Annotated in this window: 25 protein-coding genes; 13 read left to right on the forward strand and 12 right to left on the reverse strand. The window is 67.6% G+C overall.

Annotated features, from left to right (window positions below):
• Window positions 1–61: 61 nt before the first annotated feature.
• Window positions 62–1,471: an FAD-binding oxidoreductase gene (locus HV786_RS14110; RefSeq protein WP_175211124.1), complete on the reverse strand. Its 1,410-nt coding sequence runs from the start codon at window positions 1,469–1,471 to the stop codon at window positions 62–64.
• A gap of 7 nt (window positions 1,472–1,478) precedes the next feature.
• Entirely contained in the window at window positions 1,479–2,159 is a 681-nt protein-coding gene (locus HV786_RS14115) for an aspartate/glutamate racemase family protein (RefSeq protein ID WP_056320180.1), read from the reverse strand.
• A 152-nt stretch (window positions 2,160–2,311) separates the two neighbouring features.
• Here HV786_RS14115 and HV786_RS14120 point away from each other — a divergent pair, with 152 nt between their 5' ends.
• The 12 genes from HV786_RS14120 (at window position 2,312) to HV786_RS14175 (ending at window position 14,819) form a co-directional block, all read left to right on the forward strand.
• Window positions 2,312–3,253 carry a LysR substrate-binding domain-containing protein gene (locus HV786_RS14120; RefSeq protein ID WP_056320178.1) on the forward strand — a complete coding sequence of 314 codons (942 nt, stop codon included), beginning with the start codon at window positions 2,312–2,314 and terminating at the stop codon, window positions 3,251–3,253.
• Between the two features lie 120 nt (window positions 3,254–3,373).
• Window positions 3,374–4,300 carry a dihydrodipicolinate synthase family protein gene (locus HV786_RS14125; protein WP_175211126.1) on the forward strand — a complete coding sequence of 309 codons (927 nt, stop codon included), beginning with the start codon at window positions 3,374–3,376 and terminating at the stop codon, window positions 4,298–4,300.
• A gap of 15 nt (window positions 4,301–4,315) precedes the next feature.
• Window positions 4,316–5,095, forward strand: coding sequence for an SDR family oxidoreductase (locus tag HV786_RS14130; protein ID WP_056320173.1), 780 nt, complete (start codon window positions 4,316–4,318; stop codon window positions 5,093–5,095).
• Window positions 5,096–5,122: 27 nt separating this feature from the next.
• On the forward strand, window positions 5,123–6,601 hold the full coding sequence (hydA, locus tag HV786_RS14135) for a dihydropyrimidinase (RefSeq protein WP_175211127.1): 1,479 nt from the start codon (window positions 5,123–5,125) through the stop codon (window positions 6,599–6,601).
• 23 nt (window positions 6,602–6,624) lie between these two features.
• On the forward strand, window positions 6,625–7,572 hold the full coding sequence (locus tag HV786_RS14140; RefSeq protein WP_128827150.1) for an N-carbamoyl-D-amino-acid hydrolase: 948 nt from the start codon (window positions 6,625–6,627) through the stop codon (window positions 7,570–7,572).
• A 10-nt stretch (window positions 7,573–7,582) separates the two neighbouring features.
• Complete coding sequence (locus HV786_RS14145) at window positions 7,583–8,440, forward strand: transporter substrate-binding domain-containing protein (RefSeq protein WP_128827151.1); 858 nt, start codon at window positions 7,583–7,585, stop codon at window positions 8,438–8,440.
• A gap of 75 nt (window positions 8,441–8,515) precedes the next feature.
• Complete coding sequence (locus HV786_RS14150) at window positions 8,516–9,262, forward strand: amino acid ABC transporter ATP-binding protein (protein WP_128827152.1); 747 nt, start codon at window positions 8,516–8,518, stop codon at window positions 9,260–9,262.
• Window positions 9,263–9,282: 20 nt separating this feature from the next.
• Entirely contained in the window at window positions 9,283–9,960 is a 678-nt protein-coding gene (locus HV786_RS14155) for an amino acid ABC transporter permease (protein WP_062838417.1), read from the forward strand.
• A 112-nt stretch (window positions 9,961–10,072) separates the two neighbouring features.
• A complete protein-coding gene (locus HV786_RS14160) occupies window positions 10,073–10,747 on the forward strand; it encodes an amino acid ABC transporter permease (RefSeq protein ID WP_062838418.1) in 675 nt (224 codons plus the stop codon).
• 207 nt (window positions 10,748–10,954) lie between these two features.
• A complete protein-coding gene (argA, locus tag HV786_RS14165; protein WP_128827900.1) occupies window positions 10,955–12,313 on the forward strand; it encodes an amino-acid N-acetyltransferase in 1,359 nt (452 codons plus the stop codon).
• A 104-nt stretch (window positions 12,314–12,417) separates the two neighbouring features.
• Window positions 12,418–12,690, forward strand: a complete 273-nt coding sequence (locus HV786_RS14170) for an oxidative damage protection protein (RefSeq protein ID WP_056320154.1) — start codon at window positions 12,418–12,420, stop codon at window positions 12,688–12,690.
• 176 nt (window positions 12,691–12,866) lie between these two features.
• Window positions 12,867–14,819, forward strand: coding sequence for a phosphocholine-specific phospholipase C (locus HV786_RS14175; protein ID WP_175211129.1), 1,953 nt, complete (start codon window positions 12,867–12,869; stop codon window positions 14,817–14,819).
• 21 nt (window positions 14,820–14,840) lie between these two features.
• On the opposite strand, the gene phoU is transcribed toward HV786_RS14175, so the two are convergent.
• The 5 genes from phoU to HV786_RS14200 all read right to left on the reverse strand — a co-directional run bounded on the left by phoU (window position 14,841) and on the right by HV786_RS14200 (window position 21,269).
• The gene (phoU, locus tag HV786_RS14180; RefSeq protein WP_056320149.1) at window positions 14,841–15,569 is read right to left on the reverse strand and encodes a phosphate signaling complex protein PhoU; all 729 of its coding nucleotides are present in this window, start codon (window positions 15,567–15,569) and stop codon (window positions 14,841–14,843) included.
• A gap of 166 nt (window positions 15,570–15,735) precedes the next feature.
• A complete protein-coding gene (gene rpiA / locus HV786_RS14185) occupies window positions 15,736–16,416 on the reverse strand; it encodes a ribose-5-phosphate isomerase RpiA (protein ID WP_128827898.1) in 681 nt (226 codons plus the stop codon).
• 39 nt (window positions 16,417–16,455) lie between these two features.
• A complete protein-coding gene (locus tag HV786_RS14190; protein WP_175211131.1) occupies window positions 16,456–18,150 on the reverse strand; it encodes an isovaleryl-CoA dehydrogenase in 1,695 nt (564 codons plus the stop codon).
• Window positions 18,151–18,202: 52 nt separating this feature from the next.
• On the reverse strand, window positions 18,203–19,771 hold the full coding sequence (locus HV786_RS14195) for an amidase (RefSeq protein ID WP_254599480.1): 1,569 nt from the start codon (window positions 19,769–19,771) through the stop codon (window positions 18,203–18,205).
• A 79-nt stretch (window positions 19,772–19,850) separates the two neighbouring features.
• On the reverse strand, window positions 19,851–21,269 hold the full coding sequence (locus HV786_RS14200; protein ID WP_420809641.1) for a DNA recombination protein RmuC: 1,419 nt from the start codon (window positions 21,267–21,269) through the stop codon (window positions 19,851–19,853).
• Between the two features lie 77 nt (window positions 21,270–21,346).
• Between HV786_RS14200 and HV786_RS14205 the strand changes: the two genes are divergently transcribed.
• Window positions 21,347–22,063 carry a PhoP regulatory network YrbL family protein gene (locus HV786_RS14205; RefSeq protein ID WP_175211135.1) on the forward strand — a complete coding sequence of 239 codons (717 nt, stop codon included), beginning with the start codon at window positions 21,347–21,349 and terminating at the stop codon, window positions 22,061–22,063.
• Here HV786_RS14205 and HV786_RS14210 read toward each other — a convergent pair.
• Genes HV786_RS14210 through HV786_RS14230 form a run of 5 tightly spaced genes read right to left on the reverse strand, consistent with a single transcriptional unit; the run spans window position 22,060 to window position 25,969 of the window.
• A complete protein-coding gene (locus tag HV786_RS14210; RefSeq protein ID WP_252870070.1) occupies window positions 22,060–22,806 on the reverse strand; it encodes a DNA-3-methyladenine glycosylase in 747 nt (248 codons plus the stop codon). The genes HV786_RS14205 and HV786_RS14210 overlap by 4 nt on opposite strands.
• Entirely contained in the window at window positions 22,775–23,131 is a 357-nt protein-coding gene (locus HV786_RS14215; protein ID WP_056320131.1) for a Spx/MgsR family RNA polymerase-binding regulatory protein, read from the reverse strand. Before HV786_RS14215 ends, HV786_RS14210 begins: the two co-directional genes overlap by 32 nt.
• Window positions 23,128–23,937, reverse strand: coding sequence for an ABC transporter permease subunit (locus tag HV786_RS14220; protein WP_056320129.1), 810 nt, complete (start codon window positions 23,935–23,937; stop codon window positions 23,128–23,130). Before HV786_RS14220 ends, HV786_RS14215 begins: the two co-directional genes overlap by 4 nt.
• On the reverse strand, window positions 23,934–24,845 hold the full coding sequence (locus tag HV786_RS14225; RefSeq protein WP_128827897.1) for an ABC transporter permease subunit: 912 nt from the start codon (window positions 24,843–24,845) through the stop codon (window positions 23,934–23,936). The genes HV786_RS14220 and HV786_RS14225 overlap by 4 nt, the downstream gene beginning before the upstream one ends.
• Window positions 24,842–25,969, reverse strand: a complete 1,128-nt coding sequence (locus HV786_RS14230; RefSeq protein WP_056320123.1) for an ABC transporter ATP-binding protein — start codon at window positions 25,967–25,969, stop codon at window positions 24,842–24,844. The genes HV786_RS14225 and HV786_RS14230 overlap by 4 nt, the downstream gene beginning before the upstream one ends.
• Between the last annotated feature and the right edge of the window lie 4 nt (window positions 25,970–25,973).

A 25,973-nucleotide genomic window follows, 5' to 3' on the forward strand; every position in this document is an offset into this window, starting at 1 on the left:
CCATTATAAATTTCCGGCGGACTTCGCGCGCGCGGCCCCTGCCCGGCCCGCCTCGGATGTCCTACAGCAGCTTGCCCGGGTTCATGAGCTGGTTGGGATCGAGCGCCCGCTTGATCATCAGCATCAGATCCATTTCGACGGGCGATTTGTAGCGGCGTAGCTCGTCGCGCCGCAACTGGCCCACGCCGTGCTCGGCGCTGATGCTGCCCCCGCGCTGCGCCACCAGGTCATGCACGCGCCGGTTCAGCGCGGCGGTCAGCCGGGCATATTCGGCCGGCGCCACGTCCAGCGGCAGCAGCACGTTGTAATGCAGGTTGCCATCGCCGATGTGGCCGAAGTTGATGATGGGCAGCCCCGGAAAATCCGAGACCAGCGCCAGATCCGCTTCCTCCACAAACGCCGCCAGCCGCGAGATCGGCAGCGCGATGTCGTGCTTGACCGCCTTGCCGGCGCGCACCTGCGCCTGCGAGATGCCCTCGCGCAGGCGCCACAGAGTCTGCACCTGCGTGTCGTTCATGGCGACGACGCAATCCTGGATGACACCGGCCTCCAGCGCCGCGCCCAACGCGGCTTCCAGCAAACCCGGCAGGCCGGCCGGTTCCGTGTCGGACAGTTCCACCAAGGCGTAATACGCGTGACGGCCGGCGAGCGGGCTGGCCGCGCCGCTGACGTGCGCCACCACCAGATCCAGGCAGCGCGCCGACATCATCTCGAACGCGGTCAGCCGTTCGCCGCAGACGCCCTGCAGGCGGCTCAGCAACCCCACGACCTGGGCGGGCGTCTCCGCCCCCACCCAGGCCGCCACGCGGCCCGCCGGCGCGGGATACAGCTTGAGCACCGCGCCGGTGATGATGCCCAGCGTGCCCTCCGAGCCGATGAACAGGCTTTTCAGGTCGTAGCCGGTGTTGTCCTTGCGCAGCCCGCGCAGGCCGTTCCAGACCCGGCCGTCCGGCAGCACCACCTCCAGTCCCAGCGTCAGGTCGCGCGTGTTGCCATAGCGCAGCACCGCGGTGCCGCCGGCGTTGGTGGCCAGATTGCCGCCGATGGTGCAACTGCCTTCCGCGCCCAGGCTCAGCGGGAAGAAGCGGCCGACCTCGCGCGCGGCCGCCTGCACGTCGGCCAGCAACACGCCGGCGTCGGCGCACAACGTATTGTTGATGGCGTCCACCTCGCGGATGCGCTTCATCCGGTTCAGGCTCAGGATCACTTGCGCGCCGCTGCCATCCGGCGTGGCGCCGCCGCTCATCCCGGTATTGCCGCCCTGCGGCACAACCGGCGTGCGGGTCTGGTGACACAGCCGCATGACCGCGGACACCTCCGTGGCGTTGCGCGGCCGCACCACCACGGGCGTGCTGCCCTGCCACTTGCCCAGCCAGTCGCGCACGTAGGGAGCCTGGCCGTCGGCATCCAGCACCAGTCCGCCATCGCCCACCAGATGCGACAGCCGCTCGATCAGTTCATGGTTGCGCATGGTGGCCTCAGGCGCCGTGCCAGTTCAGGCGGATGCGGCCTATCGCCATCGCCGCGGCGGCCTGGGTCGGCTCGACCACGGGCAGGCCCAGCTCGGCCTGCAACCAGCCCCGATAGGCGGCCATGCCCGCGCAGCCCAGCACCAGCACGTCGGCCTGATGCTCGTCGCGCAGCCGCGCGCCGACATGCAGCAGGCGCTCGCGCGTACGGGCTTCGTCAGACAGTTCCACCACGCCCAGATCCAGCGGCAGCTCGGCCGCCACGCGGCCGGCCAGGCCGATTGCGCCGAACATTCGTCCGTGGCGCGGCAGCGACTGGCGCAGAATGGCGATCACGCCGACGCGCTGGCCCAGCGTCAGGGCGGTCAGCATGCCGCATTCGCTGATGCCCAGTACCGGCTTGCGGGTGGCTTCGCGCACGGCATGCAGGCCGGGATCGCTGAAGCAGGCAATGACGTAGCCCGCGGCAGCGGCGCCGTGGTCGGCATCCAGCTTGCGCACCAGGGCGGCCAGCGGCAGGGTGACGCTTTCGACGTCCAACTGGGTCTGCACGCCCGCGGGCCCCTCGGCCAGCGTCAGGCACCGGATGCGCGGACCGCCGGCCATGCGCAGCGGTTCCAGCGCCGCGTCGAACGCGTCCGTCACGGCCTGCGTGGAGTTGGGATTGATCACAAACAGGGTCTGTTCCATTCGTCCGTCCTGTTGTTGGCGACGCGCGGGCGCGGGCCGGGGCAAGGTACGGCGCCAGTCTAGCCGCGCACGGCCTGAGCATGTATTGTCAATTTGTGCGCTGCCCTTAACCCTTTGTTATGCTCGTCGCGTCAATTCGGAGCGGGCGCGCCATGCAACTGAATCTGCGGCAAATCGAAGTCTTCCGGGCGGTGATGACCACGGGCTCGATCAGCGGGGCGGCCAAGCTGCTGTTCGTCTCGCAGCCCGCGGTCAGCCGGCTGCTGTCGCACACGGAACAGCGCCTGGGCTTCGCGCTATTCGAACGCATCAAGGGCAGGCTCTACCCCACGCCCGAATCCCGGCAACTCTTTCGCGAAGTGGAAACCGTCTATGCGGGCGTGCGCCGCGTGGGCGAGCTGGCCTCGGAACTGTCGGAACGCCGCAGCGGCATCCTGCACCTGGTGTCCAGCCCCAGCATCGGCCACATGCTGGTGCCGCTGACGATCTCGCGCTTTCGCGAAACGCATCCGGACGTCAAGATCACCTTCCAGCCGCTTACGCAGCAGCCCCTCACGCAGATGCTGCTGGACAACCGCGCCGAACTGGGCGTCGTGATCCTGCCCGTCCAGCACCCCAACCTGCTGACCCAGCCGATCGGGCAGGCCAGGCTGGTCTGCATCTGCCCCTACAACCATCCGCTTGCCCATCGCTCGCTGCTGTCGATCGGGGACCTGCTGCCCTACCCGCTGATTTCCTACGGCGGCGACACGCCGTTCGGGATGCTGGTCGAGCAGATGTACCACGAGGCCGGCCAGACTCGCCGGCTTGCCGTCGAGGTGAGCTCGCCGCAGAACGCGTGCTCGCTGGTGCAGGCTGGCGCGGGCATCGCGATCGTCGATGAATTTTCGGTCAAGAGCCGCACGCAGGGCGACTTCGTGGTGCGCCCGATCGACCAGGCCAAGATCCTCACGGCGAGCCTGGTGCAGTCGCGATTCGAGCCCCTGTCGCAGCTTGCGCAAGCCTTCGTGGACGTGCTGCGCCACACGTTGCAAGAGCAGGGTTTTGAGCTCTCGGCGCAGGTCCAGGCAAACCCTGCCAAGGGTAAACCTTGACTTAACCGGCTGTTATACCAAGGCAATAAAAAAGCAAGTGGAGTTCTAAAAGTTCCGCTTTAGGATGACATCGAAACGTCGTTCCCGATTTCGGTTTTCACGCATCCTGACGGAGAAAAGATGGCAGCCTCCATCGACGCCAAAGGCGTCTTCACCATTTGCCCCACGCCCTTTGACGATGCCCTGCGCGTCGATGCCGACAGTATCCGGACGCTGGTCGACTTCCTGCTGGAAACCGGCGTCACCGGCCTGGCCATCCTCGGGTTTCTCGGCGAGCTTCACAAGCTGTCGAACGCCGAGCGCAGGCTGGTCCTGGAAACCTTCGTCAAGCACACGGATGGCCGCGTGCCGGTGTGGGTCGGCGTGCGCGCCCACGGCATTGCCGGCGCCATCGAGCAGGCCCTCGAAGCCCAGGAACTGGGCGCCTCGGCGGTGTTCGCCGCGCCCCTGGACAACGCCAGCGATGCGCTGCTGTTCGACTACTACAAGGCGGTGGCGGACGCCGTGAATATCCCGGTCGTGATCCACGACTTTCCGGATTCCTTCGGCACCGAGATCCGGCCCGAGGTCGTGGCGCGCCTGGGCCGCGAAGGCGGCGTGCACATGATCAAGATGGAAGAGCCGCCGGTGGGTCAAAAGATCAGCCGCATCCGCGAACTGGTGCCGGACGCGGAGATGGCGATCTTCGGCGGATTGGGCGGCGTGTACTTCCTGGAGGAACTGCAGCGCGGCGCGGTCGGCACCATGACCGGCTTTGCGTTTCCGGAGATCCTGGTCGCCATCTACGAACGCTACGCCAGCGGCGACCACGCCGGCGCCGCCGCGATCTTCGACCGCTACTGCCCGCTGATCCGCTACGAGTTCCAGCCCAAGATCGGACTGGCGCTGCGCAAGTACGTGTACCAGCGCCGCGGCGCCATCAAGAGTCATGCGTTGCGCGCACCGGGGATGCGCATCGATCCGGTGACCGCGGCCGAACTGGAAGCCACGGTCGCGCGCGTCGGATTGTCCCTGGCCTGCGCCGGCCGCCAACCCGTGCAAGGCTGAATAAGGAGCGCACGCATGGATCTGGGCATCAAGGGAAAGCACGCGCTGGTGTGCGCATCGAGCAAGGGTCTGGGCTACGCCTGCGCGCTATCGTTGGCGCGCGAAGGCGTGAATCTGGTGATGGCCGCGCGCACCGCGGCCACGCTGGACGCCGCGGCGGACGCAATCCGCCGCGAAACGGGCGCCTCGGTCGTCACGGTGGCCGCCGACGTCACCACCGAGGCCGGCAGGCAGGCGCTGCTTGCGGCCTGCCCCGAGCCCGACATCCTGGTCACCAACGCGGGCGGGCCCAAGCCCGGCGACTTCCGCGAATGGTCGCGCGAGGACTGGATTGCGGCGCTGGACGCCAACATGCTGACGCCGATCGCGCTGATCCGCGCCACGGTGGACGGCATGATCGCGCGCCGCTTCGGCCGCATCGTGAACATCACGTCGGCCGCCGTGAAGATGCCCATCGACATCCTGGGCCTGTCCAACGGCGCACGCGCCGGGCTGACCGGATTCGTCGCGGGGCTGGCGCGCCAGACCGTGCGCCACGGCGTCACGATCAACAACCTGCTGCCAGGCCCGTTCCTGACGGACCGCCTGCGCCAGACGGCCGAGCGCGGCGCGCGCGACAGCGGCAAGACGGTGGATGACGTGCTGGCCGCGCGGCTGGCGGGCATCCCCGCGGGCCGCTATGGCGACCCCGCCGAGTTCGGCGACGCCTGCGCCTTCCTGTGCGGCGCGCGCGCCGGTTTCATGACGGGGCAGAACCTCGTGCTGGACGGCGGCATCTATCCCGGCACGCTCTGACCACCCCTTCGCGCGGAACCCCTATCCATGACCGACACCGCAGCATTCGACCTGACGATCCGCAACGGCCGCATCAGCACGGCCACCGACACCTTCCATGCCGACATCGGCGTGCGCGACGGCGTGATCGTCGCGCTGGGCCAGGGCCTGCCGCCGGGCGCGCGCGACATCGACGCCGCGGGCCGCTGGGTGCTGCCCGGCGGCATCGACAGCCACTGCCACGTCGAACAGTTGTCGGGCATGGGCATCATGTGCGCCGACGACTTCTACAGCGCAACCGTGTCCGCGGCGTTCGGCGGCACGACCACCATCATCCCGTTCGCGGCACAACATCGCGGCAACGCGCTGCCTGAAGTCGTGGCCGACTACGCCCGCCGCGCCGAGGAAAAGGCCGTCATCGATTATGGCTTTCACCTGATCCTGTCCGACCCCACGGAACAGGCGCTCAAGCACGACCTGCCCGAGCTCATCAAGAACGGCATCACGTCTTTCAAGGTCTTCATGACCTACGACCGCCTGAAGCTGGACGACTATCAGTTGCTGGACGTGCTGGAGGTTGCCGACCGCGAGGGCGCACTGGTCATGGTGCACGCCGAGAACAACGACATGATCCGCTGGGTGGCGCGCCGCCTGGCAGAGCGCGGCATGACGGCGCCCAAGTATCACGCGGTGGCCCACACGCCGCTGGCAGAAAGCGAGGCGACGAACCGCGCCGTGACGCTGGCCCGGATGATGGATGTGCCGATCCTGATCGTGCACGTGGCCGGACTGGAAGCCGTGCGCGTGGTGCATTCGTCGCAGGCGCTGGGGCTGCCGATCCACGCCGAAAGCTGCCCGCAATACCTGTTCCTGACGGCCGACGACATCGACGCGCCAGGGCTGGAAGGCGCCAAGTTCTGCTGCAGCCCGCCCCCGCGCGATGCGGCCTCGCAAGAGGCCGTCTGGCAGGGCCTGGCCGACGGCACGCTGCAGATCTATTCGTCCGACCACGCGCCCTACCGCTTCGATGCCAGCGGCAAGCTGCCCAAGGGCGAGGCCACCACCTTCAAGGACGTGGCCAATGGCGTGCCGGGACTGGAGGTGCGCATGCCACTGCTGTTCTCCGAAGGCGTGCTGGGCGGACGCATTTCCATCGAACGCTTCGTCGCGCTGACCGCGGCCAATCACGCCCGCACCTACGGCCTGTATCCGCAGAAAGGCACGATCGCCGTGGGCGCGGACGCCGACATCGCCATCTGGAACCCGGAACGCGAAGTGACGATCTCCGCTTCCATGCTGCACGACAACGTCGGCTACACGCCCTACGAGGGCCGGACGGTGCGCGGCTGGCCCGAAGTGGTCATCAGCCGCGGCCGCATCGCCGTCCAGGACGGACAGTTGCACGTGACGCGCGGCAGCGGCCGCTTCATCAAGCGCGGCACGCCGGAACCGGTGCTGCGTCAGCGCCTGACCGGCAATCCCAATGCGCTGGTGCGCAAATACTTTTCGGCCGACAGCGCCGCCTGAGTCACTGAGTAAAGGATCACGGCATGAGCAAACGTCCCTTCGGCCTGGCGGTCGCGCAGATGGGTCCGGTGCAACCCGAAGAGACCCGGCGGCAGGCGGTGGCCCGCCTGCTTGAGATGATGCGCGAGGCGCACGGACGCGGCGCGCGCATGGTGGTGTTTCCGGAACTGGCGCTGACCACCTTCTTTCCGCGCTACTGGATGACCGAAGAAGAGGCGATGGCGCGCTACTTCGAAAAGGAGATGCCCGGCCCCGAGACCCGCGTGCTGTTCGACACCGCCCGGGAACTGGGCATCGGGTTTTATCTGGGTTATGCGGAAATCGCCTCGGACGGCCGTCGGTACAACACCAGCATCCTGGTCGACGCCAACGCGCGCATCGTCGGACGCTACCGCAAGATCCATCTGCCGGGCCACAGCGACCACAAGCCCGACGCGCCGTTCCAGCACCTGGAAAAGAAGTTCTTCGAAGTCGGCAACGACGGCTTCAATGTCTGGGAAACGCTGGGCACGCGCATCGGCATGTGCCTGTGCAACGACCGCCGCTGGACGGAAACCTGGCGCGTGCTCGCGCTGCAGGGCGCCGAGATCGTGGCGCTGGGATACAACACGCCGTCATTGAACATCCACTGGAACGAACCGGTCCACTTGCGAATGTTCCACCACCTGCTCAGTCTGCAGGCGGCCGCGTATCAGAACGCGGTCTGGGTGGCCGCCGCAGGCAAGGCCGGCAATGAGGACGGCAGCCACCTGATCGCCGGATCGGCCATCGTCGCGCCCACGGGCGAGATCGTGGCGCAGGCGCAGGGGGAGGAGGACGAGGTGATTTTCTGCCAGGCCGATCTGGCGCTGGGAGACACCTTCAAGCAGCACATCTTCAACTTCGCCGCCCACCGGCGTCCGGAACACTACGGCTTGATCCTCGAGCGCGTGGGAACCGGACCCGCCCTGGGCAAGACGCCTCTTCCCTAAAGGACCTGCCATGACCCGCCTTCTCCGCACCCTGACTTTTGCCGGCCGCTGCGGCCTCACGTTGTGCCTGGCCGGCGCCAGCCTGACCGCGGTTGCCGCCCAGCCGCTGACCACCGGCGTGGACGCCACGTTCGCCCCGCACGCCATGCCCAAGCTGGGCGGCGGCCTGGACGGCTTCAACATCGAACTCGGCCAAGCCATCGCCAAGCAGTTGGGCACGACGATCAAGATCGAGGGCACCGAATACGCGGCGCTGATTCCTGGGCTGAACGCCAAGAAGTACGACTTCGTGCTGGCGCCTACCACGGCCACCGAGGAACGCGCCCGCGCCCTGCTGTTTTCCGAGGGCTACCTGAACACGGACTACACCTTCGTGATCGGCAAGAACGGCAAGGAAATCAAAGGGCTGGATGACCTGAAGGGCCGCAAGCTGGCGGTCAACAAGGGCTCGGCCTACGAGAACTGGGCGCGCGATAACGCCGCCAAGTACGGCTTCACGTATGACGTGTACGCCTCCAATGCCGATGCGGTGCAGGCCGTGCAGTCCGGCCGCGCGGACGCCAACCTGGCGGGCAACACCGTGGCGGCATGGGCGGCCAAGCAGAACCCGGCGGTGCGCACCAGCTACACGATCAAGACGGGACTGGTATGGGCGCTGGCGTTCCGGCTGGACGACCAGGCGGGCCGCGACCGCGTGTCGATGGCGCTCAAGTGCCTGAAGCAGGACGGCACGGTGTCCAAGCTGGTGCAGAAGTGGTTCGGCTTCACGCCTGCCGCGGGCTCGGCGGCGGTCACGGTGACGCCGGGCCAGGGCGTGCCGGACCTGCCAGGCTACGACGCCAAGCCGGTCGAGCTGCGCTGCAGCTGATTTTCCGACGCACCGCCAACGACAGGGGGGGGAAGCCGCCACGCGGCCTCCTGCCCGCGCTTTGAGGAGCTTTCAATGGAAACGCCGATCCTGAAAATCGCCGGGCTGCACAAGTCCTATGGCGACAACGCGGTCCTGAAAGGGATCGACCTGGACGTGGGCAAGGGCGAGCTGGTCTTCATGATCGGCCCATCCGGCTCGGGCAAGAGCAGCCTGTTGCGCTGCTGCAATCGGCTGGAGGAGCCGACCGCCGGCAGCATCCACGTCGACGGAGAGGAAATCACGGCCCCCGCGGCCGAGCTGAACCGCATCCGCCAGAACATCGGCATGGTGTTCCAGCACTTCAACCTGTACCGCCACATGTCCGTGCTGTCGAACATCACGCTGGCGCTGCGCAAGGTGCAGAAGCTGGCGCGAGCCGAAGCCGACCGCCGCGGCATGGAGGCGCTGGACCGCGTGGGGCTGGCCGACAAGGCACAAGCTTATCCCGACCAGTTGTCCGGCGGCCAGCAGCAGCGCGTGGGAATCGCGCGGTCGCTGGCGCTACGGCCCAAGGTCGTGCTGTTCGACGAGCCGACCAGCGCGCTGGACCCGGAGCTGGTGGGCAGCGTGCTGAACGTGATGCGTGAACTCAAGCGCGACGGCATGACGATGATGGTGGTCAGCCACGAAATGGGTTTTGCCCGCGCGGCGGCCGACCGGGTCGTGTTCATGGACGGCGGGGTGATCGTCGAACAAGGCCCGCCGCAGGACGTCTTCGGCGCCCCCCGACAACCCCGCACGCAGGCCTTCCTGGCCAGCATGGCGGAACATGCCGCGTAAGGCGGTTCGAAGAGTGCGCCATGGATCTGAATGCCCTGCTGTTCTCGTTTTTCAATGCGGAAGTCGCCTGGCGCTACCTGCCCGACATCCTGGCCGGCATGTGGGTCACGCTGCAACTGGGCGTGGCCGTGGCCGCGACAGGCGTCGCGCTCGGCCTCGTCCTGGCCGTGGTGCGCGCGCTGCGCATCCGGCCGGTGAATTTCCTGATCATCTGCTTTGCCGACATCCTGCGCGCGCTGCCGCCGCTGGTGGTGATCATGGTGCTGTTCTTCGCGTTCCCGTACATCAACCTGTCGATGTCGGCATTCATGGCGTGCTGGCTGTCGCTGTCGCTGGTGCTGGCCGCTTTTGCCGAGGAAATCTTCTGGGCGGGCATCCTGTCGGTGCCGCGAGGCCAGGCCGAGGCGGCGCGCTCGACGGGGCTGAACTGGCTGCAGAGCATGGTGTATGTGGTGATGCCGCAGGCCATGCGGCTGACGGTCGCGCCGCTGACCAACCGCGTCATCGCCATCACCAAAAGCACCGCGTTGGGCTCTGTCGTGGGCTTGAGCGAAGTGCTCAACAACGCGCAATCGGCCAGCAGCAATGCGGGCAACGCCACGCCGCTGACCTTGGCCGCGGTGGCGTGCCTGCTGATCTTCCTGCCCGTGGTCGTTCTGGGGCGCTGGACCGAAACGCGCTTCAAATGGAAGCACTGACGGGAAGCACTGAGCGAACGCATCTTTACGAATGCATATCGGGCGGGAAGCGAGGCTGATCACACCCGCCCGGCACAACAAGGGAGCCCCGAACGGGCCCCAGGGGAACCGCATGGACGAAATCCTGCAGAATTTCTTCAACCTGAACATCTATGTCAGCGTCGCGCCGTACCTCTTGCAGGGACTGGGCCGCACGCTGATGCTGTCGGCCATGGTGATTCCCGTGGGGCTGGCCTCGGGGCTGCTCATCGGGGTGCTGTCGGTCACGCTGAAGGCGCGCTGGTCGCGCGTGCTGCTGGCCATCTACATCGACTTCTTTCGCGCCCTGCCGCCGTTGGTGCTGCTGATCTTCATTTACTTCGGCGCGCCGTTCCTGGGGCTGGACCTGCCCAAATTGCTGGCGGTGGCCGTGGGCTTCATGCTGAACAACTCGTCCTACTACGGTGAGGTCTTCCGCGCCGGCCTGGAAAGCGTGCCGCGCGGCCAGATCGAGGCGGCGCGGTCCACCGGACTGTCGGCCTGGCAAACGATGTGGCACGTTCAGATCCCGCAGGCCACGCGCAATGTCATGCCGGACCTCATCAGCAACACGCTCGAAGTGGTCAAGCTGACCACCCTGGCCAGCGCCGTGGCGCTGCCCGAGCTGCTTCGGGTGGCCCGCGACGCCCAGTCGCTGGTCTACAACCCGTCGCCCATCGTGCTGGCGGCCCTGTTCTACCTGGCGCTGCTGTGGCCGGTGGTGCGGCTGCTCAGCCGGCTGGAACACCGCCAGTTGTCGCGGCATTGACGCGCGCCTTGCGGTCCGCTCGCCTGCCGGGACCGCGAAGCGCGACCGCCTGTGGGGCGCCCGCAACAACGCACGCCGCGCCCGCCAGGGGCGCGGCTGGCGCGAGCCCTATAATTCCGCCTAGCGCCGCCCCCGGGGCGGTGCTCTGCGCATGGCCCCTCGGCCCGCGCCGTCCCGCGACCCATAGGATCTTAAGCAACACACATCATGCCCGACCTGGAACCAGACACCGTCTCCGCCCTTGAAGCCCCTGAATTCGCCGCCGCGCAATTTGTGCGATGGTTCCGAGACGTGGCCCCCTACGTGCATGCGTTCCGAGGCAAGACCTTCGTGGTGGCGTTTGGCGGCGAACTGGTGCAGGCCGGCGCGCTGAACGCCCTGGTCCAGGATCTGTCCCTGCTCTCGTCGCTGGGCATCCGGCTGGTGCTGGTGCATGGCTCGCGGCCCCAGGTCAACGAGCAGCTGCGCCTGAAAGGCTACACGCAGCAGTTCGACCGGGGCCTGTCCCCCACCGACGCCGCCGCGCTTGAGTGCGCCAAGGAAGCCGCCGGCGAGATCCGCCTGGACATCGAGGCCGCGTTCAGCCAGGGGCTGCCCAACACGCCCATGTCGCACGCCCACATCCGCGTCATCTCCGGCAATTTCGTGACCGCGCGCCCGGCGGGCGTGCTGGACGGGGTGGACTACAAGCACACCGGCCAGGTGCGCAAGATCGACGTGGAAGCGCTGAAATTCGCCATCGAGAAAGGCTCGTCGGTCGTGCTGCTGTCGCCGCTGGGTTTCTCGCCCACGGGCGATGCCTTCAATCTGGCGATGGAAGACCTGGCCACCAGCGTGGCCGTGGGACTGCGCGCCGAAAAGCTGATCTTCCTGTCCAGCTCGCAAGGCGTGCTGAACGACGACGGCACGCTGGACACCGAACTGGCGCGTGTGGATGCCGACGCCCTCCTGGCGGCCGGCGAGCTGGACGAAGAGACCCATTCCTTCCTGCAATACGCCTCGCTCGCAGTCAAGCGCGGCGTGGCGCGCGCCCACCTGCTGCCGTTCGAACTGGACGGAAGCGTGCTGCTCGAGATCTTCACCCACGACGGCGTGGGTACCATGGTCGTCGAGGACACGCTGGACGACCTGCGCCCGGCCACCATCGACGACGTGGGCGCCATCCTCAGCCTCATCGAGCCGCTGGAAGCCGACGGCACGCTGGTGCCGCGCCCGCGCAGCGTGGTCGAGCGCGACGTCGAAAACTTCACCGTGCTCGAGCACGACGGCGTCATCTACGGCTGCGCGGCGCTGCACGACTTTCACGAGGAGCAGATGGCCGAAATGGCCTGCCTGATCGTGCACCCGGAATGGCAAGGCTCGGGCGAGGGCGAAATCCTGCTGCGCCACATGGAGTCGCGCGCCCGCGCGCTGGGGGCCAAGCGGCTGTTCGTGCTGACCACGCGCACCTCGCACTGGTTCATCAAGCGCGGTTTCGTGCAGGGCGGCATCACCGACCTGCCCCGCGAGAAGCAGACCAACTACAACCGTTCCCGCAACAGCCTGGTCTTCATCAAGAAGCTCTGAGACCGGCCCGCGGGGCCATTCCGCCGCCAGCGGAAGGGGCTTGGCGCCCGACGCACGCCAAGCCCGCTAAAATGACGCGTTATTCATTTTTCCGGCAGCGAACAATGGCCCGTATCGTCAACTGTGTGAAACTGAAGCGTGAAGCCGAAGGACTGGACTACCCGCCCTATCCCGGTGAACTCGGCACCCGCATCTGGCAAAGCATTTCCAAGGAAGCCTGGGAAGACTGGAAAGGCGTGCAGACCCGCCTGGTGAACGAGAACCGCCTGAACCTGGCCGACGCTCGCGCACGCAAGTACCTGCAGCAGCAGATGGAACGCTACCTGTTCGAAGACGGCAGTGTCGAAGCCGACGGCTACGTTCCGCCCTCGGCCTGATCCGGCCCGCCCCCCGCCGCGCCCTCGGGCGCGCGGCTCGGCAAAGCCCCTCGCATGCGAGGGGCTTTGTTTTTGCGGCACGCCGGCATCCGTCCTGCCCGAGTGTCTTCCGAGCGTCAATCGCACACCCGCCAAGGCCTTAAGATTCAAAGAATGCCGACCGTATTAAAGCTGTCATGAAAGAAGAATCGCGCCCGCCCATCAGTCCCGACCCGTCCCCTGTCATCGCGCGTGCCTTGCAGATCGAACCTGACCGCAAGACCGGCACGCTGCAAGATGTGCGCCACGTCGTGATCCTGATGCAGGAAAACCGGTCCTTCGACCATTACTTCGGCACGCTGCCCGGCGTGCGCGGGTTTGCGGATCCGCATCCCGCGCCCACGCGCGCGGGCACGGTGATGACGCAGACCGATGGCCAGGCGCGCTGCCGCCCCTACGATCTGCAGGCGGAGGTCCCCAGCGACAAGCCCGTCGGCTACATCACGCCGCATACCTGGGACGATTCGCAGCGCGCCTGGAACGACGGCCGCATGGACCAATGGCTGTCCGCCAAGAGCCGGCTGGGCCTGGGCGTCTACCGCAGCGCCGACGTGCCGTTTCAGACCGCGCTGGCCAACGCCTTCACGCTGTGCGATGCCTATCACTGCTCGATCCAGGCGGGCACCAATCCGAACCGGCTGTTCCTGTGGACCGGGACGAACGATCCGCTGGGCGCGGCCGGCGGACCGGCGCTGGTCAACACCTTTGACCGGCTGGGGCCCGCGGGCGAAGGCTACGCCTGGACCACGTACCCCGAGCGTCTGCAGGACGCAGGCGTGGACTGGCGCATCTACCAGGACATGGCGGACAACTACAACGACAATCCGCTCGCGGGATTCCGGCAGTACCGGCGGCAACACGAGAGCAGCGCTGGGGACGCGCCGCTGCGCGACCGCGCGCTGGCCACCCGCACGCTGGACGACCTGGCGCGCGATGTGGCGCAGGGCACGCTGCCCGCCGTCTCGTGGATCATCGCGCCCACGGCCGACTCGGAGCATCCCGAAGTCTCCTCGCCCCGGCGAGGCGGCGCCTATACCGAGCGAGTGCTGGACATCCTGACGGCCAGTTCCGACACCTGGAGCCGGTGCGTGCTGTTCGTCACCTACGACGAAAACGATTGCTTCTTCGACCACATGCCCCCGCCCGCGCCGCCAGCGCGACATCCGGACGGCGAGTCGGGCGGCCTGTCGACCGTGGAGCTGGACGGCGAATACCACGACGCGCGGCACGGTCCCAGCGCGTGCACCACCGATGATCCGGCCGGCATGCACGGGCGCGCCTTCGGCATGGGGCCGCGCGTGCCGATGCTGGTCGTGTCGCCCTGGAGCCGCGGCGGGTGGGTCAATTCGCAGGTGTTCGACCACACCTCCGTCATCCGATTTCTTGAAATGCGGTTCGGCGTGGCCGAACCCAACATCAGCACCTGGCGGCGCTCGGTGGCCGGCGACCTGACGACGGCCTTCGATTTCGCTGGCGACCGGAATTCGCATCACCCGGACAGCAACCGCCACACCTGTCCCCTGCCCTACACGCTGGAGGCCGTGGGCCAGATGGCGGCCGACGGCGAACACTACCGCCTGACGCTGCGCAATCCGGGCAGCGCGGGCGCCGTGTTGCACGTGTACGATCGGCTCGCGCTGGCGCGCGCGCCCCGGCGCTACACGGTCGGTGCGGGCGCGCGCCTGGACGACGGCTGGAAGCTGGGCGCGGGCTGCCGGTACGACCTCTGGCTATTGGGGCCGGACGGCTTTCACCGGCAGTTCCGCGGCGATGCGCGCGATGCGGGCACGCTGGAAGCGCAACTGGTGCCCGTCACCTCGGGCCTGCGCCTGCGGCTCGTGAACCACGGCGACGAGCCGCAACCGGTGCGGGTGGAATCGCAGATGAACGATGGCTGGCGCGCGATGGCGCACGTGCCCGCGGGCGGCGCGGTCGAGCTCAAGTACGCGGGTTGCGAGGGCTGGTACGACCTGGAGGTCAGTGCACCGGCCATGCCGGTCTTTGGACGCCGGCTGGCGGGCCGCATCGACGGCGGCAAGCCGGGTGTGCCGGATCCCCGGCTGTGCCAGGGAGCAGCGCTGCCGCTGTGAAGCGGCAGCCGGTCTTACCGCTTACTGGTCCGAGGTGTCCTCGGATTCTTCTTCGCCGCGCGCCAGGCGCTCGGTGTTCTTCACGCCGGTGTGACGCACGTCGGCGCCCTTGACCATGTAGATCACGCGTTCGGACATGTTCTTGGCGTGGTCGCCAATGCGTTCGAGCGCGCGCGCGATGAAGATCATGTCAATGGCGCGCGAGATCGTGCGCGGGTCTTCGATCATGTACGTGATCAGGTGGCGCAGCGCGCCCTTCCATTCCTTGTCGACTTCCTTGTCGCTGCGCACGACGGCGGCGGCCTGGATGGGGTCGAGGCGGGCGAACGCGTCCAGCGCCTGGTGCAGCATGTTGCGCACGTTGGCGGCCATGTGGCGCAGTTCGATCACGGGGATGTGGCGCAGTTCGCCTTCGTGGACGCGGCGGGCGACGGTGGCGACCTTCTCGGCCTCATCGCCGGAGCGTTCCATGTCGGTCAGCATCTTGGACACGGCCATCAGCATGCGCAGGTCAATGGCGGTGGGCTGATGCCGGGCCAGGATGCGGCTGATGCTTTCGTCGATCTCGACTTCGTGGCGGTTGACTTCCTTTTCCCGCTCGCGCACCTTTTCAACCAGCGTCATGTCGCCGCTGGCCAGCGCGTCGATCGCCTCCTGGATCATGGCTTCCACCACGCCGCCCATTTGCAAGAATTGCGAACGGACGCTTTCCAGATCGGCGTCGAACTGCTTGTTTGTATGCTCCGTCATCCGGGCTCCCTGCGTGGTTGATCTCATTGCATTGCCCCGAAGTTGAGAGAAGTTACGAGATGGGCCTGCACAACCGGCAAGGTTATGACCCAAGTGTGACAGGATTATGAATGGCGGCCCCGCCCCCCGCAAGGCGGTTCGGCGGGACCGGCCTTCGCCGCCGGAATCAGGCGCGGCGGTCCAGGCGGCGGATGCCGTTCTGGGTGGCCAGCAGGGCCACGTCGGCGCCGGACAACGCAAACAGGCCGCAGGTCACGACGCCCGGCAGGTTGTTGACGATGGCTTCGAACGCGGGCGCGTCCGAGATGGTGAGGCCCGACACGTCCAGGATGATGTTGCCGTTGTCGGTGACAAAGCCGTCGCGCAGGCGGGGCTGGCCGCCCAGCGCGGTCAGCGCGCGGGCCACGGACTCGCGCGCCATCGGGATGACCTCGAGCGGCAGCGGAAACTTGCCCAGCGTCTGCACCAGCTTGGATTCGTCGGCGATGCAGATGAAGCGCTCGGCCACCGAGGCCACGATCTTCTCGCGCGTAAGCGCCCCGCCGCCGCCCTTGATCATGTGCAGGTCGGCGTTGATCTCGTCGGCGCCGTCCACGTAGATGGGCATGGTCGAGACGTCGTTCAGGTCCAGCACTTTGAGGCCGTGGCCGGCAAGGCGCGCCGCGCTGCGTTCGGAGCTGGCGACCGTTCCGCCGATGCGGCCCTTGAATCGCGCCAGGCCGTCGATGAACAGGTCGGCGGTGGAACCGGTGCCCACACCGATGATGACGTCCGGGCCGGCGACCTGTTCGACGAATTCCAGGGCCGCGTCGGCGGCTTGCTGCTTGAGTTCTTGCTGGGAGAGCATGGCGGTAGAAGTGCGGAAAAGTTGCTTGAGCCGGGAAATTTAGCATGCGCCGATGGCGGGCCAGGCGCGCGCCAGGATCGCCGGCGTGTCGACGCCAGGCGTGGCGACGCCCGGCGTGTCGTCCCCCGCGCCCAGTTCGCCGAACATGCCGCCCGTCTCCCGCAGGCGGCTGGCGACGAAGGCCTGCGACACGGCGGCGGGCGCGTGCTCGATGAGCAGCGCGGCCTGCCACAGGCGCGCCAGCCCGGCGGCGATGCGCCGCGCGTGGAATTGCGCGTGCTCGCCATCCGCCAACATGGCGCGCCAACGCGCCAGCGCCGCGTCGAAATCCCGGTGCTGCCCTGCGGCGCGCGCAAATTCGGCCTCCAGCGCCGGCAGCGCATCGGGTTCGCGTTGCAGCGCCCGCAGCACGTCCAGCGCCATGACGTTGCCCGAGCCTTCCCAGATCGAATTGACGGGCGTTTCGCGGTAAAGGCGCGGCATCGGGCCTTCCTCGACGTAACCGTTGCCGCCCCAGACCTCCATGCACTCGGCCACGGCGGCAACCGCGCGCTTGCAGACCCAAAGCTTGGCGGCCGGCGTGCCCACGCGCACCAGCGCGCGCGCGCCCGCGTCGGCGCGCTCGTCCACAGCACGCGCCAGACGCAGCGCCAGGACCATGGCCGCTTCGCTTTCCAGCGCCAGGTCGGTCAGCACATTGCGCATCAGCGGCTGTTCGACCAGCGGCTTGCCGAAGGCCTGGCGGTGCAGCGCGTGATGCGCCGACTGCGCCAGCGCCTGGCGCAGCAGCGCCGCGCTGCCCAGCACGCAGTCCAGCCGCGTGGTGCCCGCCATCTCCAGCAGCACCGACAGGCCGCGGCCGGGCTCGCCGACCATCACGCCCCAGGCATCCTCGAATTCGACTTCCGAACTGGCGTTGCTCCAGTTGCCCAGCTTGTCCTTCAACCGCCGCACGCGCACCGCGTTGCGCGGGCCATCCGGTATCCAGCGCGGAACGAAAAAGCAGCTCAGCCCCTCGTCGGTCTGCGCCAGCACCAGGTGGGCGTCGGCCTGCGGCACCGAAAAGAACCATTTGTGCCCCACGAGCTGATACGCGCATCCGCGGCCGGGCGCGCCCAGCGGCGTGGCGCGCGTGGTGACCGCGCGCAGGTCCGAACCGCCCTGTTTTTCGGTCATGCCCATGCCGATCAGCGCGCTGCGCTTGGCGGCAAGCGGCGCGTCGCCGCCATCGAACTCCCGCGCGTACAGGGCCGGCAGCCACTGGCCGGCAAAGTCCACCACGCCGGCGGGCTCGCGTTGCAGCAGCGGAACGGCGGCAAAGGTCATGGTGGTGGGACATAGCGTGCCGGCCTCGACCTGCCCCTGCATCAGATAGGCAGCCGCGCGCGCCACCTGCGCGCCCGGCGCGGGCTGCATCCACGCGCGGCTATGCAGGCCACGCGCCATGATGCCGCTCATCAGCACGTTCCAGGCGGGGTGGAATTCGACGCGATCCACGCGATGGCCGGCCCGGTCGTAGCTGACCAGGCGGGGCGGACAGCGGTTGGCCTCGGCGCCGGCGGCCAGCGTCTGCGCCCGGCCCAACCAGGCGCCGTGCGCGGCAAGATCGCCCGCCCAGGCCTCGGCGCCCTCGCGCCGCACGGCCTCGCGCAGCGCCGGATCGGTGTCGTACAGGGAATAGTCTTCCAGGGGCGGCACCTGGTTGAACACGGTATGCGTCGCGAACGATGACATGCGATCTCCCTGGTTTGGCCGGCCGGCGCGGGGCGGCGGCGCCCGGTGGCGGCTATCGGGCCATGGGCGCCGTCAAGGGCCAGGGCCGCAGCGTTTCGACCTGAGCGGCCAGCTCCAGCAATTGCGCCTCGGCGCCGAGCGGACCCATCACCTGGATACCAATGGGCAGCCCGTCCGCGGACAAGCCGAAGGGGATCGAAATGGCGGGCATGCCGGTCAGGTTGGCCAACGGGGCGAATGGCGAATAGCCGATGACGCCCTTCTTGCCCAGACGGTAGGCCAGATAGTCGGCGTTGTCCATGGCGTAGCGCCCGATGGGCGCGGGCGGCAGCGCCAGGACCGGACTGAGGAACAGGTCGTAGCCCTGAGCGCCGTCGCGATGCAGGAAGCGCCCGATGCGGCGGGTGATTTCGTGGCAGGTGTCGACGCACGCCACGTACTGCGCACCCGAGATCGCGCGGGCGTACTCGCGCGCGCCCAGCGTGGTGGGCTGCAGCTCATCGGCGGCCAGGCGGCGGCCGCGCGCGGCCACAAAACTGTCGATGGCGTTGGCGGCCGCGCTGGCGATCAGGGGCAGCATCGGCGACAGGACTTCCTCGGAGCCGACGGGCGGCGCGGCGGGCACCAGTTCATGCCCGAGCGAAGCGAAGAACGCGGCGGCCTCGTCCAGCGTGGCGGCAACATCGGGATGGATCGCGCCGCCTTCGTAGGTGGTGTTGATGAACGCGATGCGCCGGCGGGGCGCCGCGCGCGGATCGGCGGCAACGCGGGCCACCACGCCACGATAAGATTGCGCCGGCTGGACGGGTGCCGCATAAGGCGCACCCACGTCCGCGCCCGCGCTGATGTCCAGCGCCGCCGCGCAGTCGCGCACCGACAGCGTCATCATGTGTTCGGTGGCCAGGCCGCCCCACCCTTCTCCTTTCAGCGGACCCAGCGGCATAAGGCCGCGCGAGGGCTTCAGCCCCAGCACGCCGCAGCACGAGGCGGGAATACGGATCGACCCACCGCCATCGCTGCCATGAGCGATGCGCACCATCCCGCTGGCCAGCGCCGCCCCGGCGCCGCCGCTGGAGCCGCCCGCGCTATGACCCTTTTTCCAAGGGTTCTGCGTGGCCGGGCCATACACCGGCGATTCCGTCGTGGGACTCAGGCCAAGTTCGGCGCTGGTCGTGCGGCCAAACGGAATCAGCCCGGCGCGGCGATAGCGCTTGACGATGTCGGCGTCGAGGTTCCATTGGACCTTGCCGTACAGCACGGAACCCATCGCGCTGGGCAGGCCGATGGCGGCCGTGGCCAGATCCTTGAGCAGGGTGGGCACGCCCAGAAATGGCCGGTCGCGCAGCAGCGCCTGGCGTTGTTCGGACGTCAGCGACGCAAGCTCGGCGTCCATCGCCTCTGCCAGCCGCAAGCCGGCCTCGGCCTGCACGCCGCAGGCGGCGTTGATGGAAGGATTGCGGGCCGCGACGCTGTCCACCGCCTGCTGCATGGCAGCCAGCGCCGTGGTGGCGCCCAGGGCGATATCGGCGCCCAGCGCCGTCGCGTCGAGAGAAGAGGAATCTTGGCGTTCGGCGATGCTCATGCTGACGATGCTCCAGGTATCGACGGCGAAGTGCCGCATGCATGAGGATATCGGCTGCGCGGGCGGGCAACAAGCGCGCGCCGGGGCGGACTGGGCCCCGGACTTCGGTGTTCCCGCCTCAGACGCCGCTGGCGGACGGCGCGCGGGTGTCGTCGGCGTCGTCGTCGGGATCGGCGGCATCGGCCGCGCTGGCGCCCAGCAGACGCAGGGCATCGGCTTCGGGCAGGGCCTCCACGCCCTTCAGGTTGCGCAGCATGGCGCGCGTGCGGACTTCGGTCTGGCCGATCTTGTTGCTGGCGGTGTCCAGGGTCTTCTTGACGCTGGCCAGCGATTCGCCGAACTTGCCGAACTCTGTCTTGACGGCCCGCAGCACCTGCCAGACCTCGGAGGAGCGCTGTTCGATCGCCAGCGTGCGGAATCCCATCTGCAGGCTGTTCAGCAGCGCGGCCAGATTGCTTGGCCCCGCCACGTTGACCCGCAGGTCGTGCAGCTTGTCCAGGAGGCCGGGGCGGCGCAGCACCTCGGCATACAGGCTTTCCGTGGGCAGAAACATGATGGCGAAATCGGTCGTGTGCGGCGGCGCGATGTACTTGCCGGCAATCAGCCGCGCCTGCACTTCGACCGCGCGGCCCAGCGCGGCCCCGGCCGCCTTCACGCCTTCGGCGTCGGCCGCTTCCTGCGCATCCATCAGGCGCTCGTACTCTTCCTTGGGAAACTTGGCGTCGATCGGCAGCCAGACGGGATCACCGCCATCGCCGCGCCCCGGCAGCCGGATGGCGAATTCGACGGCGGCATCGCTGCCAGGCACGGGCTTGACGTTGCTGGCGTACTGATCCGGCGTCATGTTGTCTTCGATCAGCCGAGCCAGTTGCACTTCGCCCCACGTGCCGCGCGACTTCACATTGGTCAGTACTCGCTTGAGGTCGCCGACCCCGGCCGCCAGCGCCTGCATTTCGCCCAACCCCTTGTGCACGGCTTCAAGGCGGTCCGACACCAGCTTGAAGGACTCGCCCAGGCGCTGCTCCAGGGTGGCGTGCAGCTTTTCGTCGACAGTGCGGCGCATTTCATCGAGCTTGGCGCTGTTGTCCGATTGCAGCGATTGCAGCCGCTGATCGACCGTGGCGCGCACTTCCATCAGGCGCCGCTCGTTGATCTGGATGAGGCCCTGCAGTTGCTCCGAGAACCCCGCGGCAAAGCGCGCCAGCGATTCGGCGGACTCGGCGCGGGCGGCCTGCGCATCGCGCGACAGCCCCGCGCGCAGGTCGCCATGCGACTGCGACAGCTCCTGTCGCAGCCCGCGCGTGGATTCTGAAAACTCGCTGCGCAGGCCGCGCTGGCCTTCGGCGATGTCGGCGCGCAGCGCGCGCTCGGTTCTTTCCAGGCCTTCCAGCAAGGCCTCAAGGCGGGCGTCCGAAGCGGACGGACGCAGCCAGGCCAGCACCGCGGCCACGAAGGCAAGCACCGCGCCACCCGCGGCGACCCAAAGCAGAATGTCGTTCAAGAAAGGGCTCTCCAAAGCGCGAATTGTAGGTCGCATTCTGCCCCCGTTTCCAGCGGGCGCGGCGGGCGCGAAGACGCGGCGGGAGCAACAGGATTAAACTGGCGGCCATCCGAATGAATCGCGCCGCTTCTTTGAACTCTGCCGACCGCTCCGCCAGCACGCCTCCCGTGTCATACCAATCCGTGTTCGGACCGCTGAACCTGGATTCGGCCACGCCGCTCGCGACCGGCGGGGACCGGCACATTTTCCAGCACCCGCATTCCCCGTCCTTGCTCGTCAAGGTCATGGACATGCGCGCGCGGGCGATCTACCTGGAAGCCCGGCCATTCAAACGCTGGTACAAGCAATATCAGCGCGAAAGCGCCTACCGCGTCTACCTGAACGAGATCTCGGAATACGTCACCACCACGACCCGCCCCTCCGGCGTGTGGCAGGTGCCCATGGCGCGCATTTTCGGTGTGGCGCAGACCTCGCTTGGGCTGGGCCTGGTTGTCGAAAAGATCACGGACGAGGCGGGCAACATGGCGCCCACGTTGACCGAACTTGCCATGAAGGGTCAGCTTGACGAGGCCCTGCGGGCGCAGCTGGACGAATTCTTCGACGACCTGGCCGACGCGCACGTGGTGGTGCATGACATGTCCAGCAGCAACATCGCAGTGGGCCTGAACGCCGACGGCAAGAAGGGGCTGTACCTGATCGACGGCTTCGGCGTGCTGCCGCTGATTCCGCTGTATGCGTGGAGCAAAAGCCTGAACCGCCGGCGCCTGCAGCGCAAGTACGCCGAACTGCGCGAATCGCTTGCCCGGCGCGTCCGCGAAGCCGGCGTCTAACCGCCGGCCGGCGCCTCGGGCAGCACGATGCCCTGCCGGTCCACCCACACATAGTCCTGTCCCGCGCGCTGGCCGCGCCGCAGCGGATTGCGCGTGCAGAAGGCCGCGTAGGCCGGATCCACGAACCGGTAGCTCAGGTGCTCGTCGCGCCCCGTGGGGATGCCCAGGCGCGTGGTGCAGATCAGATATGGCGGGGACTCGCCCACATCTTCGACGTACAGGGCCTCGGGATCGAAGCGGCGCGCATCCCACTCGGGCACTTTCAGGCCCAGCGACCGGCACAGCAGGGTCTGCCCCGCGCAGAGCGCGCCCAGCGCCCGGGGCCGTCCTTGCGCATCGGGATTGAGCTCGCGCATCCGGTCCAGGGCTTCGGGGCCGGACAGCGCATCGGTCCACGGATAGGCAGACTTGATCAGCACCGCGTTGCCGGGGCCGCCCGCGCTGAAGTTCAGCGAATCGCCCCCGCGGGCGTAATACATATATATGGTGCCGCCGTCCATGAACAGGGCGCGGCGCTTGTGCGTGTAACCCAGCGAGGCATGGCTGCCACGCTCTTCCAGATAGTAGGCCTCGGTTTCAATGATGCGGGCCGACAGCCACAGGCCGCCGACCCGGTGGCGGATCACCTTGCCGGGCAACTCGCGCGCCAACTGAGCCGCGTCGCGGTCGAAGAAGGCGTCCGGCAGGGCCAGGCCGGCCCCGCCCCTGGCCTCAGGCGAAACGTTCGCCGTAGCGCTTTTCACTGAAGCCAACACTCACCTCGCCATCCGGCGTGACCGTCACCGGACGGCGCACCAGCGCCGGGTATTCGGCGATCAGCTTGGTCCACTGGGCGTCGGTGTGCGCGGTCTTGCGGTCTTCGGGCAAATTGCGCCACGTCATCGAGGCGCGGTTGACCAGCTTTTCCCAGCCGCCGACCTGCTCGGCCCAGGATTTGAGCGTCGCGGCCGCCACCGGATTGTCGCGATAGTCCACGAAGGCGTGGTCGACACCGTGCTCGGTGAGCCAGTCGCGCGCCTTCACGCACGTGCTGCACTTGGTCAGGCCATACAGGGTGGTTTGCGTCATTTGGATTCGGACTCCTTACGCCATTGCATGCGGTTGGCGAGGATCACGCACGTGCCCACCGCCAGGATGAACAGGGTGGCCAGCGCGTTGATCTCGGGCTTCAGACCCAGCCGCACCCGGGAGAAGACCTCCATGGGCAGCGTGCTGGAACCGGGGCCGGACAGGAACGACGCGATGACAACGTCGTCCAGCGACAGCGTGAAGGCGAGCAGCCAGGCCGACGCCAGCGCGGGCGCGATGAGCGGCAGCGTGATCTTGAAGAACACCGTGATCGGGGTGGCGCCCAGATCCAGCGCGGCTTCTTCCAGCGAGCGGTCCAGGTCGCGGATGCGGGTCTGGATGACGACGGCCACGAACGCCATGCACAGCGTCACATGCCCCACCCAGATCGTGAACATGCCGTTCTGCTCGGGCCAGCCCAGCGCGCCGCGCACTTCGACGAACATCAGGAGCAGCGAGATGCCCAGCACGACCTCGGGGATCACCAGCGGCGCGCTCAGCATGCCGACGTAGAGCGCAAAGCCGCGAAAGCGCCCCATGCGGCCCAGCACGTAGCCAGCCCAGGTGCCGATGACGACCGCCGCGGTGGCCGTCAGCACGGCAATGCGGAACGACAGCCAGGCGGCGCGCAACAGCGCGTCGTCGTTGGCCAGCGAGTGATACCAGCGCAGCGAGAACCCCGTCCACGACGTGACGGACGGCGACTCGTTGAACGAAAACACCATCAGGCTGATGATGGGCACGTACAGAAAGAAGTAGCCCAGCCCCAGCACCACGGCGCGCAGCGTCTTGTTCGGACCGTTCATTTGCGGCCTCCCCCCTGCTGCTTGACCTGGCTGTACTGGAAGTACACCAGCGGCACGAGCAGCAGCAACACCATCACGCACGTCACGGCCGACGCCATCGGCCAGTCGGCGTTGTTGAAGAATTCATTCCACATCACGCGGCCGATCATCAGCGTGTTGGCCCCGCCCAGCATTTCCGGGATCACGTATTCGCCGACGGCCGGGATGAAAACGAGCATGGCGCCCGCGATCACGCCCTGGCGCGACATCGGGACCGTGATCTGCCAGAACGCCTGCCAGGGTTTCGCGCCCAGGTCATAGGCGGCCTCCAGGAGGCGCAGGTCCATCTTCACCAGCGTGGCGTACAACGGCAGGATGAAGAACGGCAGGTAGGCGTAGACCATGCCGATGTACACGGCCAGGTCGGTGCGGTAGATCTCGAGCGGGCTGGAGATCAGGCCCAGGCTCTGCAGCAGGTTGTTGAGCAGCCCGTCGTTGCGCAGGATGCCCACCCAGGCATACACGCGCAGCAGCAGCGAGGTCCAGAACGGCAGGATCACCGCCAGCAGCAGCAGGTTGCGCACGCGCGCCGACGAACGGGCGATGTAGTACGCGATGGGATAGCCGATCAGCACACAGACCAGCGTGGTGATGCCGGCGATCTTGACCGAGCTGAGGTACGTGAGGAAGTACTGGTTTTCCGTGAACAGCAGGATGTAGCCGCGCAGGTGCAGGCTGAACTGGATCGCCTCGTCCTGGAACTGCGCCAGCGACGTGTACGGCGGAATGCCGAACTTCATTTCGGCAAAGCTGATCTTCAGCACCAGCAGGAACGGCACCAGCAGGAACAGCACCAGCCAGGCGAACGGCGGCACCACCGCCAGTGCCCGGCCCGACGGGAGCCAGTCGCGGGGCGAAAAACGGATCATGACGCAAGCACCGTCGCGCTGTCGGCGTCCCAGCTGACGAAGATTTCTTCGTCGATGCCCGGCGCATCCATCTGGGCAAGGAGCCGGCTGGGCACGCTGGCCTCGACCGTCTTGCCGGAATCCAGGCGGATCTGATAGAGGGCGTAGCTGCCCATCCAGGCCATGTGGCTGACCATGCCGTGCGCCCAGTTGTAGTCGCCATCGGGCTGCTCGCGCGACACCAGCAGGCGCTCGGGGCGGATGGACACGTGCACTTCCATGCCCAGCGGCTCGCTCACACCGTGGTTCACGTAAAGCGGACGGGTCAGCTCGGCGCATTCGATGGCCACGTGGTCGGGCTCGTCGACCACGATGGTGCCGGTGAACATGTTGGTCGACCCGATGAAGCTGGCCACAAAGCGCGAGTTCGGGAACGCGTAGACGTCCTGGGGCGTGCCGCACTGGACGATCTGGCCTTCGGTCATGACGGCCAGGCGGTGCGCCATGGTCATGGCTTCTTCCTGGTCGTGGGTGACCATGATGCAGGTCACGCCGACCTGCTCCAGGATCTTCACGAGTTCGATCTGCGTCTTCTGGCGGATCTGCTTGTCCAGCGCCGACATGGGCTCGTCCAGCAGCAGCAGCTTGGGACGCTTGACCAGGCTGCGCGCCAGCGCCACGCGCTGCTGCTGCCCGCCCGAGAGCTGGTTGGGCTTGCGGCGCGAATAACCCGCCATCTGCACCAGGTCCAGGGCCTCGAACACGCGGTCATGGATTTCCGCGCGGTCCACGCCTTCCTGCTTCAGGCCAAAGGCCACGTTGGCCTCGACCGTCATGTGCGGGAACAGCGCGTAAGACTGGAACATCATGTTCACGGGCCGGCGGTACGGCGGCACGCTGGTGATGTCCTCGCCGTCCAGCAGGATCTGGCCCGAGGTGGCTTCCTCGAAGCCCGCCAGCATGCGCAGCAAGGTGGACTTGCCGCTGCCCGAGCTGCCCAGCAGCGCGAAGATTTCATTGCGTTTGACGGACAGGTTGACCGAGCGCACGGCCACCACGTCGCCAAAGATCTTTACCACGTCGGAGACCCGGACGAACTCGTCCGGGTCCGCCGCGTGCTGCGCCGAGTAACGGCTATCGTTCATGATG

The organism is Achromobacter mucicolens, from assembly GCF_902859725.1.
Taxonomy (GTDB): Bacteria; Pseudomonadota; Gammaproteobacteria; order Burkholderiales; family Burkholderiaceae_B; genus Achromobacter; species Achromobacter mucicolens.

Excerpts from the sequence above, each read along its gene's own strand:
- HV786_RS14230 (WP_056320123.1), bottom strand. The coding sequence starts at position 25,969 with ATGAACGATAGCCGTTACTCGGCGCAGCACGCGGCGGACCCGGACGAG.
- HV786_RS14175 (WP_175211129.1), top strand. The coding sequence starts at position 12,867 with ATGAAAGAAGAATCGCGCCCGCCCATCAGTCCCGACCCGTCCCCTGTC.
- HV786_RS14215 (WP_056320131.1), bottom strand. The coding sequence starts at position 23,131 with ATGACGCAAACCACCCTGTATGGCCTGACCAAGTGCAGCACGTGCGTG.
- HV786_RS14125 (WP_175211126.1), top strand. The coding sequence starts at position 3,374 with ATGGCAGCCTCCATCGACGCCAAAGGCGTCTTCACCATTTGCCCCACG.
- HV786_RS14115 (WP_056320180.1), bottom strand. The coding sequence starts at position 2,159 with ATGGAACAGACCCTGTTTGTGATCAATCCCAACTCCACGCAGGCCGTG.
- hydA (WP_175211127.1), top strand. The coding sequence starts at position 5,123 with ATGACCGACACCGCAGCATTCGACCTGACGATCCGCAACGGCCGCATC.
- argA (WP_128827900.1), top strand. The coding sequence starts at position 10,955 with ATGCCCGACCTGGAACCAGACACCGTCTCCGCCCTTGAAGCCCCTGAA.
- HV786_RS14110 (WP_175211124.1), bottom strand. The coding sequence starts at position 1,471 with ATGCGCAACCATGAACTGATCGAGCGGCTGTCGCATCTGGTGGGCGAT.
- HV786_RS14195 (WP_254599480.1), bottom strand. The coding sequence starts at position 19,771 with ATGCGGCACTTCGCCGTCGATACCTGGAGCATCGTCAGCATGAGCATC.
- HV786_RS14130 (WP_056320173.1), top strand. The coding sequence starts at position 4,316 with ATGGATCTGGGCATCAAGGGAAAGCACGCGCTGGTGTGCGCATCGAGC.
- HV786_RS14220 (WP_056320129.1), bottom strand. The coding sequence starts at position 23,937 with ATGAACGGTCCGAACAAGACGCTGCGCGCCGTGGTGCTGGGGCTGGGC.
- HV786_RS14200 (WP_420809641.1), bottom strand. The coding sequence starts at position 21,269 with ATGCGACCTACAATTCGCGCTTTGGAGAGCCCTTTCTTGAACGACATT.
- HV786_RS14160 (WP_062838418.1), top strand. The coding sequence starts at position 10,073 with ATGGACGAAATCCTGCAGAATTTCTTCAACCTGAACATCTATGTCAGC.
- HV786_RS14150 (WP_128827152.1), top strand. The coding sequence starts at position 8,516 with ATGGAAACGCCGATCCTGAAAATCGCCGGGCTGCACAAGTCCTATGGC.
- HV786_RS14155 (WP_062838417.1), top strand. The coding sequence starts at position 9,283 with ATGGATCTGAATGCCCTGCTGTTCTCGTTTTTCAATGCGGAAGTCGCC.
- HV786_RS14140 (WP_128827150.1), top strand. The coding sequence starts at position 6,625 with ATGAGCAAACGTCCCTTCGGCCTGGCGGTCGCGCAGATGGGTCCGGTG.
- HV786_RS14190 (WP_175211131.1), bottom strand. The coding sequence starts at position 18,150 with ATGTCATCGTTCGCGACGCATACCGTGTTCAACCAGGTGCCGCCCCTG.
- HV786_RS14145 (WP_128827151.1), top strand. The coding sequence starts at position 7,583 with ATGACCCGCCTTCTCCGCACCCTGACTTTTGCCGGCCGCTGCGGCCTC.
- HV786_RS14170 (WP_056320154.1), top strand. The coding sequence starts at position 12,418 with ATGGCCCGTATCGTCAACTGTGTGAAACTGAAGCGTGAAGCCGAAGGA.
- rpiA (WP_128827898.1), bottom strand. The coding sequence starts at position 16,416 with ATGCTCTCCCAGCAAGAACTCAAGCAGCAAGCCGCCGACGCGGCCCTG.
- HV786_RS14120 (WP_056320178.1), top strand. The coding sequence starts at position 2,312 with ATGCAACTGAATCTGCGGCAAATCGAAGTCTTCCGGGCGGTGATGACC.
- HV786_RS14225 (WP_128827897.1), bottom strand. The coding sequence starts at position 24,845 with ATGATCCGTTTTTCGCCCCGCGACTGGCTCCCGTCGGGCCGGGCACTG.
- phoU (WP_056320149.1), bottom strand. The coding sequence starts at position 15,569 with ATGACGGAGCATACAAACAAGCAGTTCGACGCCGATCTGGAAAGCGTC.
- HV786_RS14205 (WP_175211135.1), top strand. The coding sequence starts at position 21,347 with ATGAATCGCGCCGCTTCTTTGAACTCTGCCGACCGCTCCGCCAGCACG.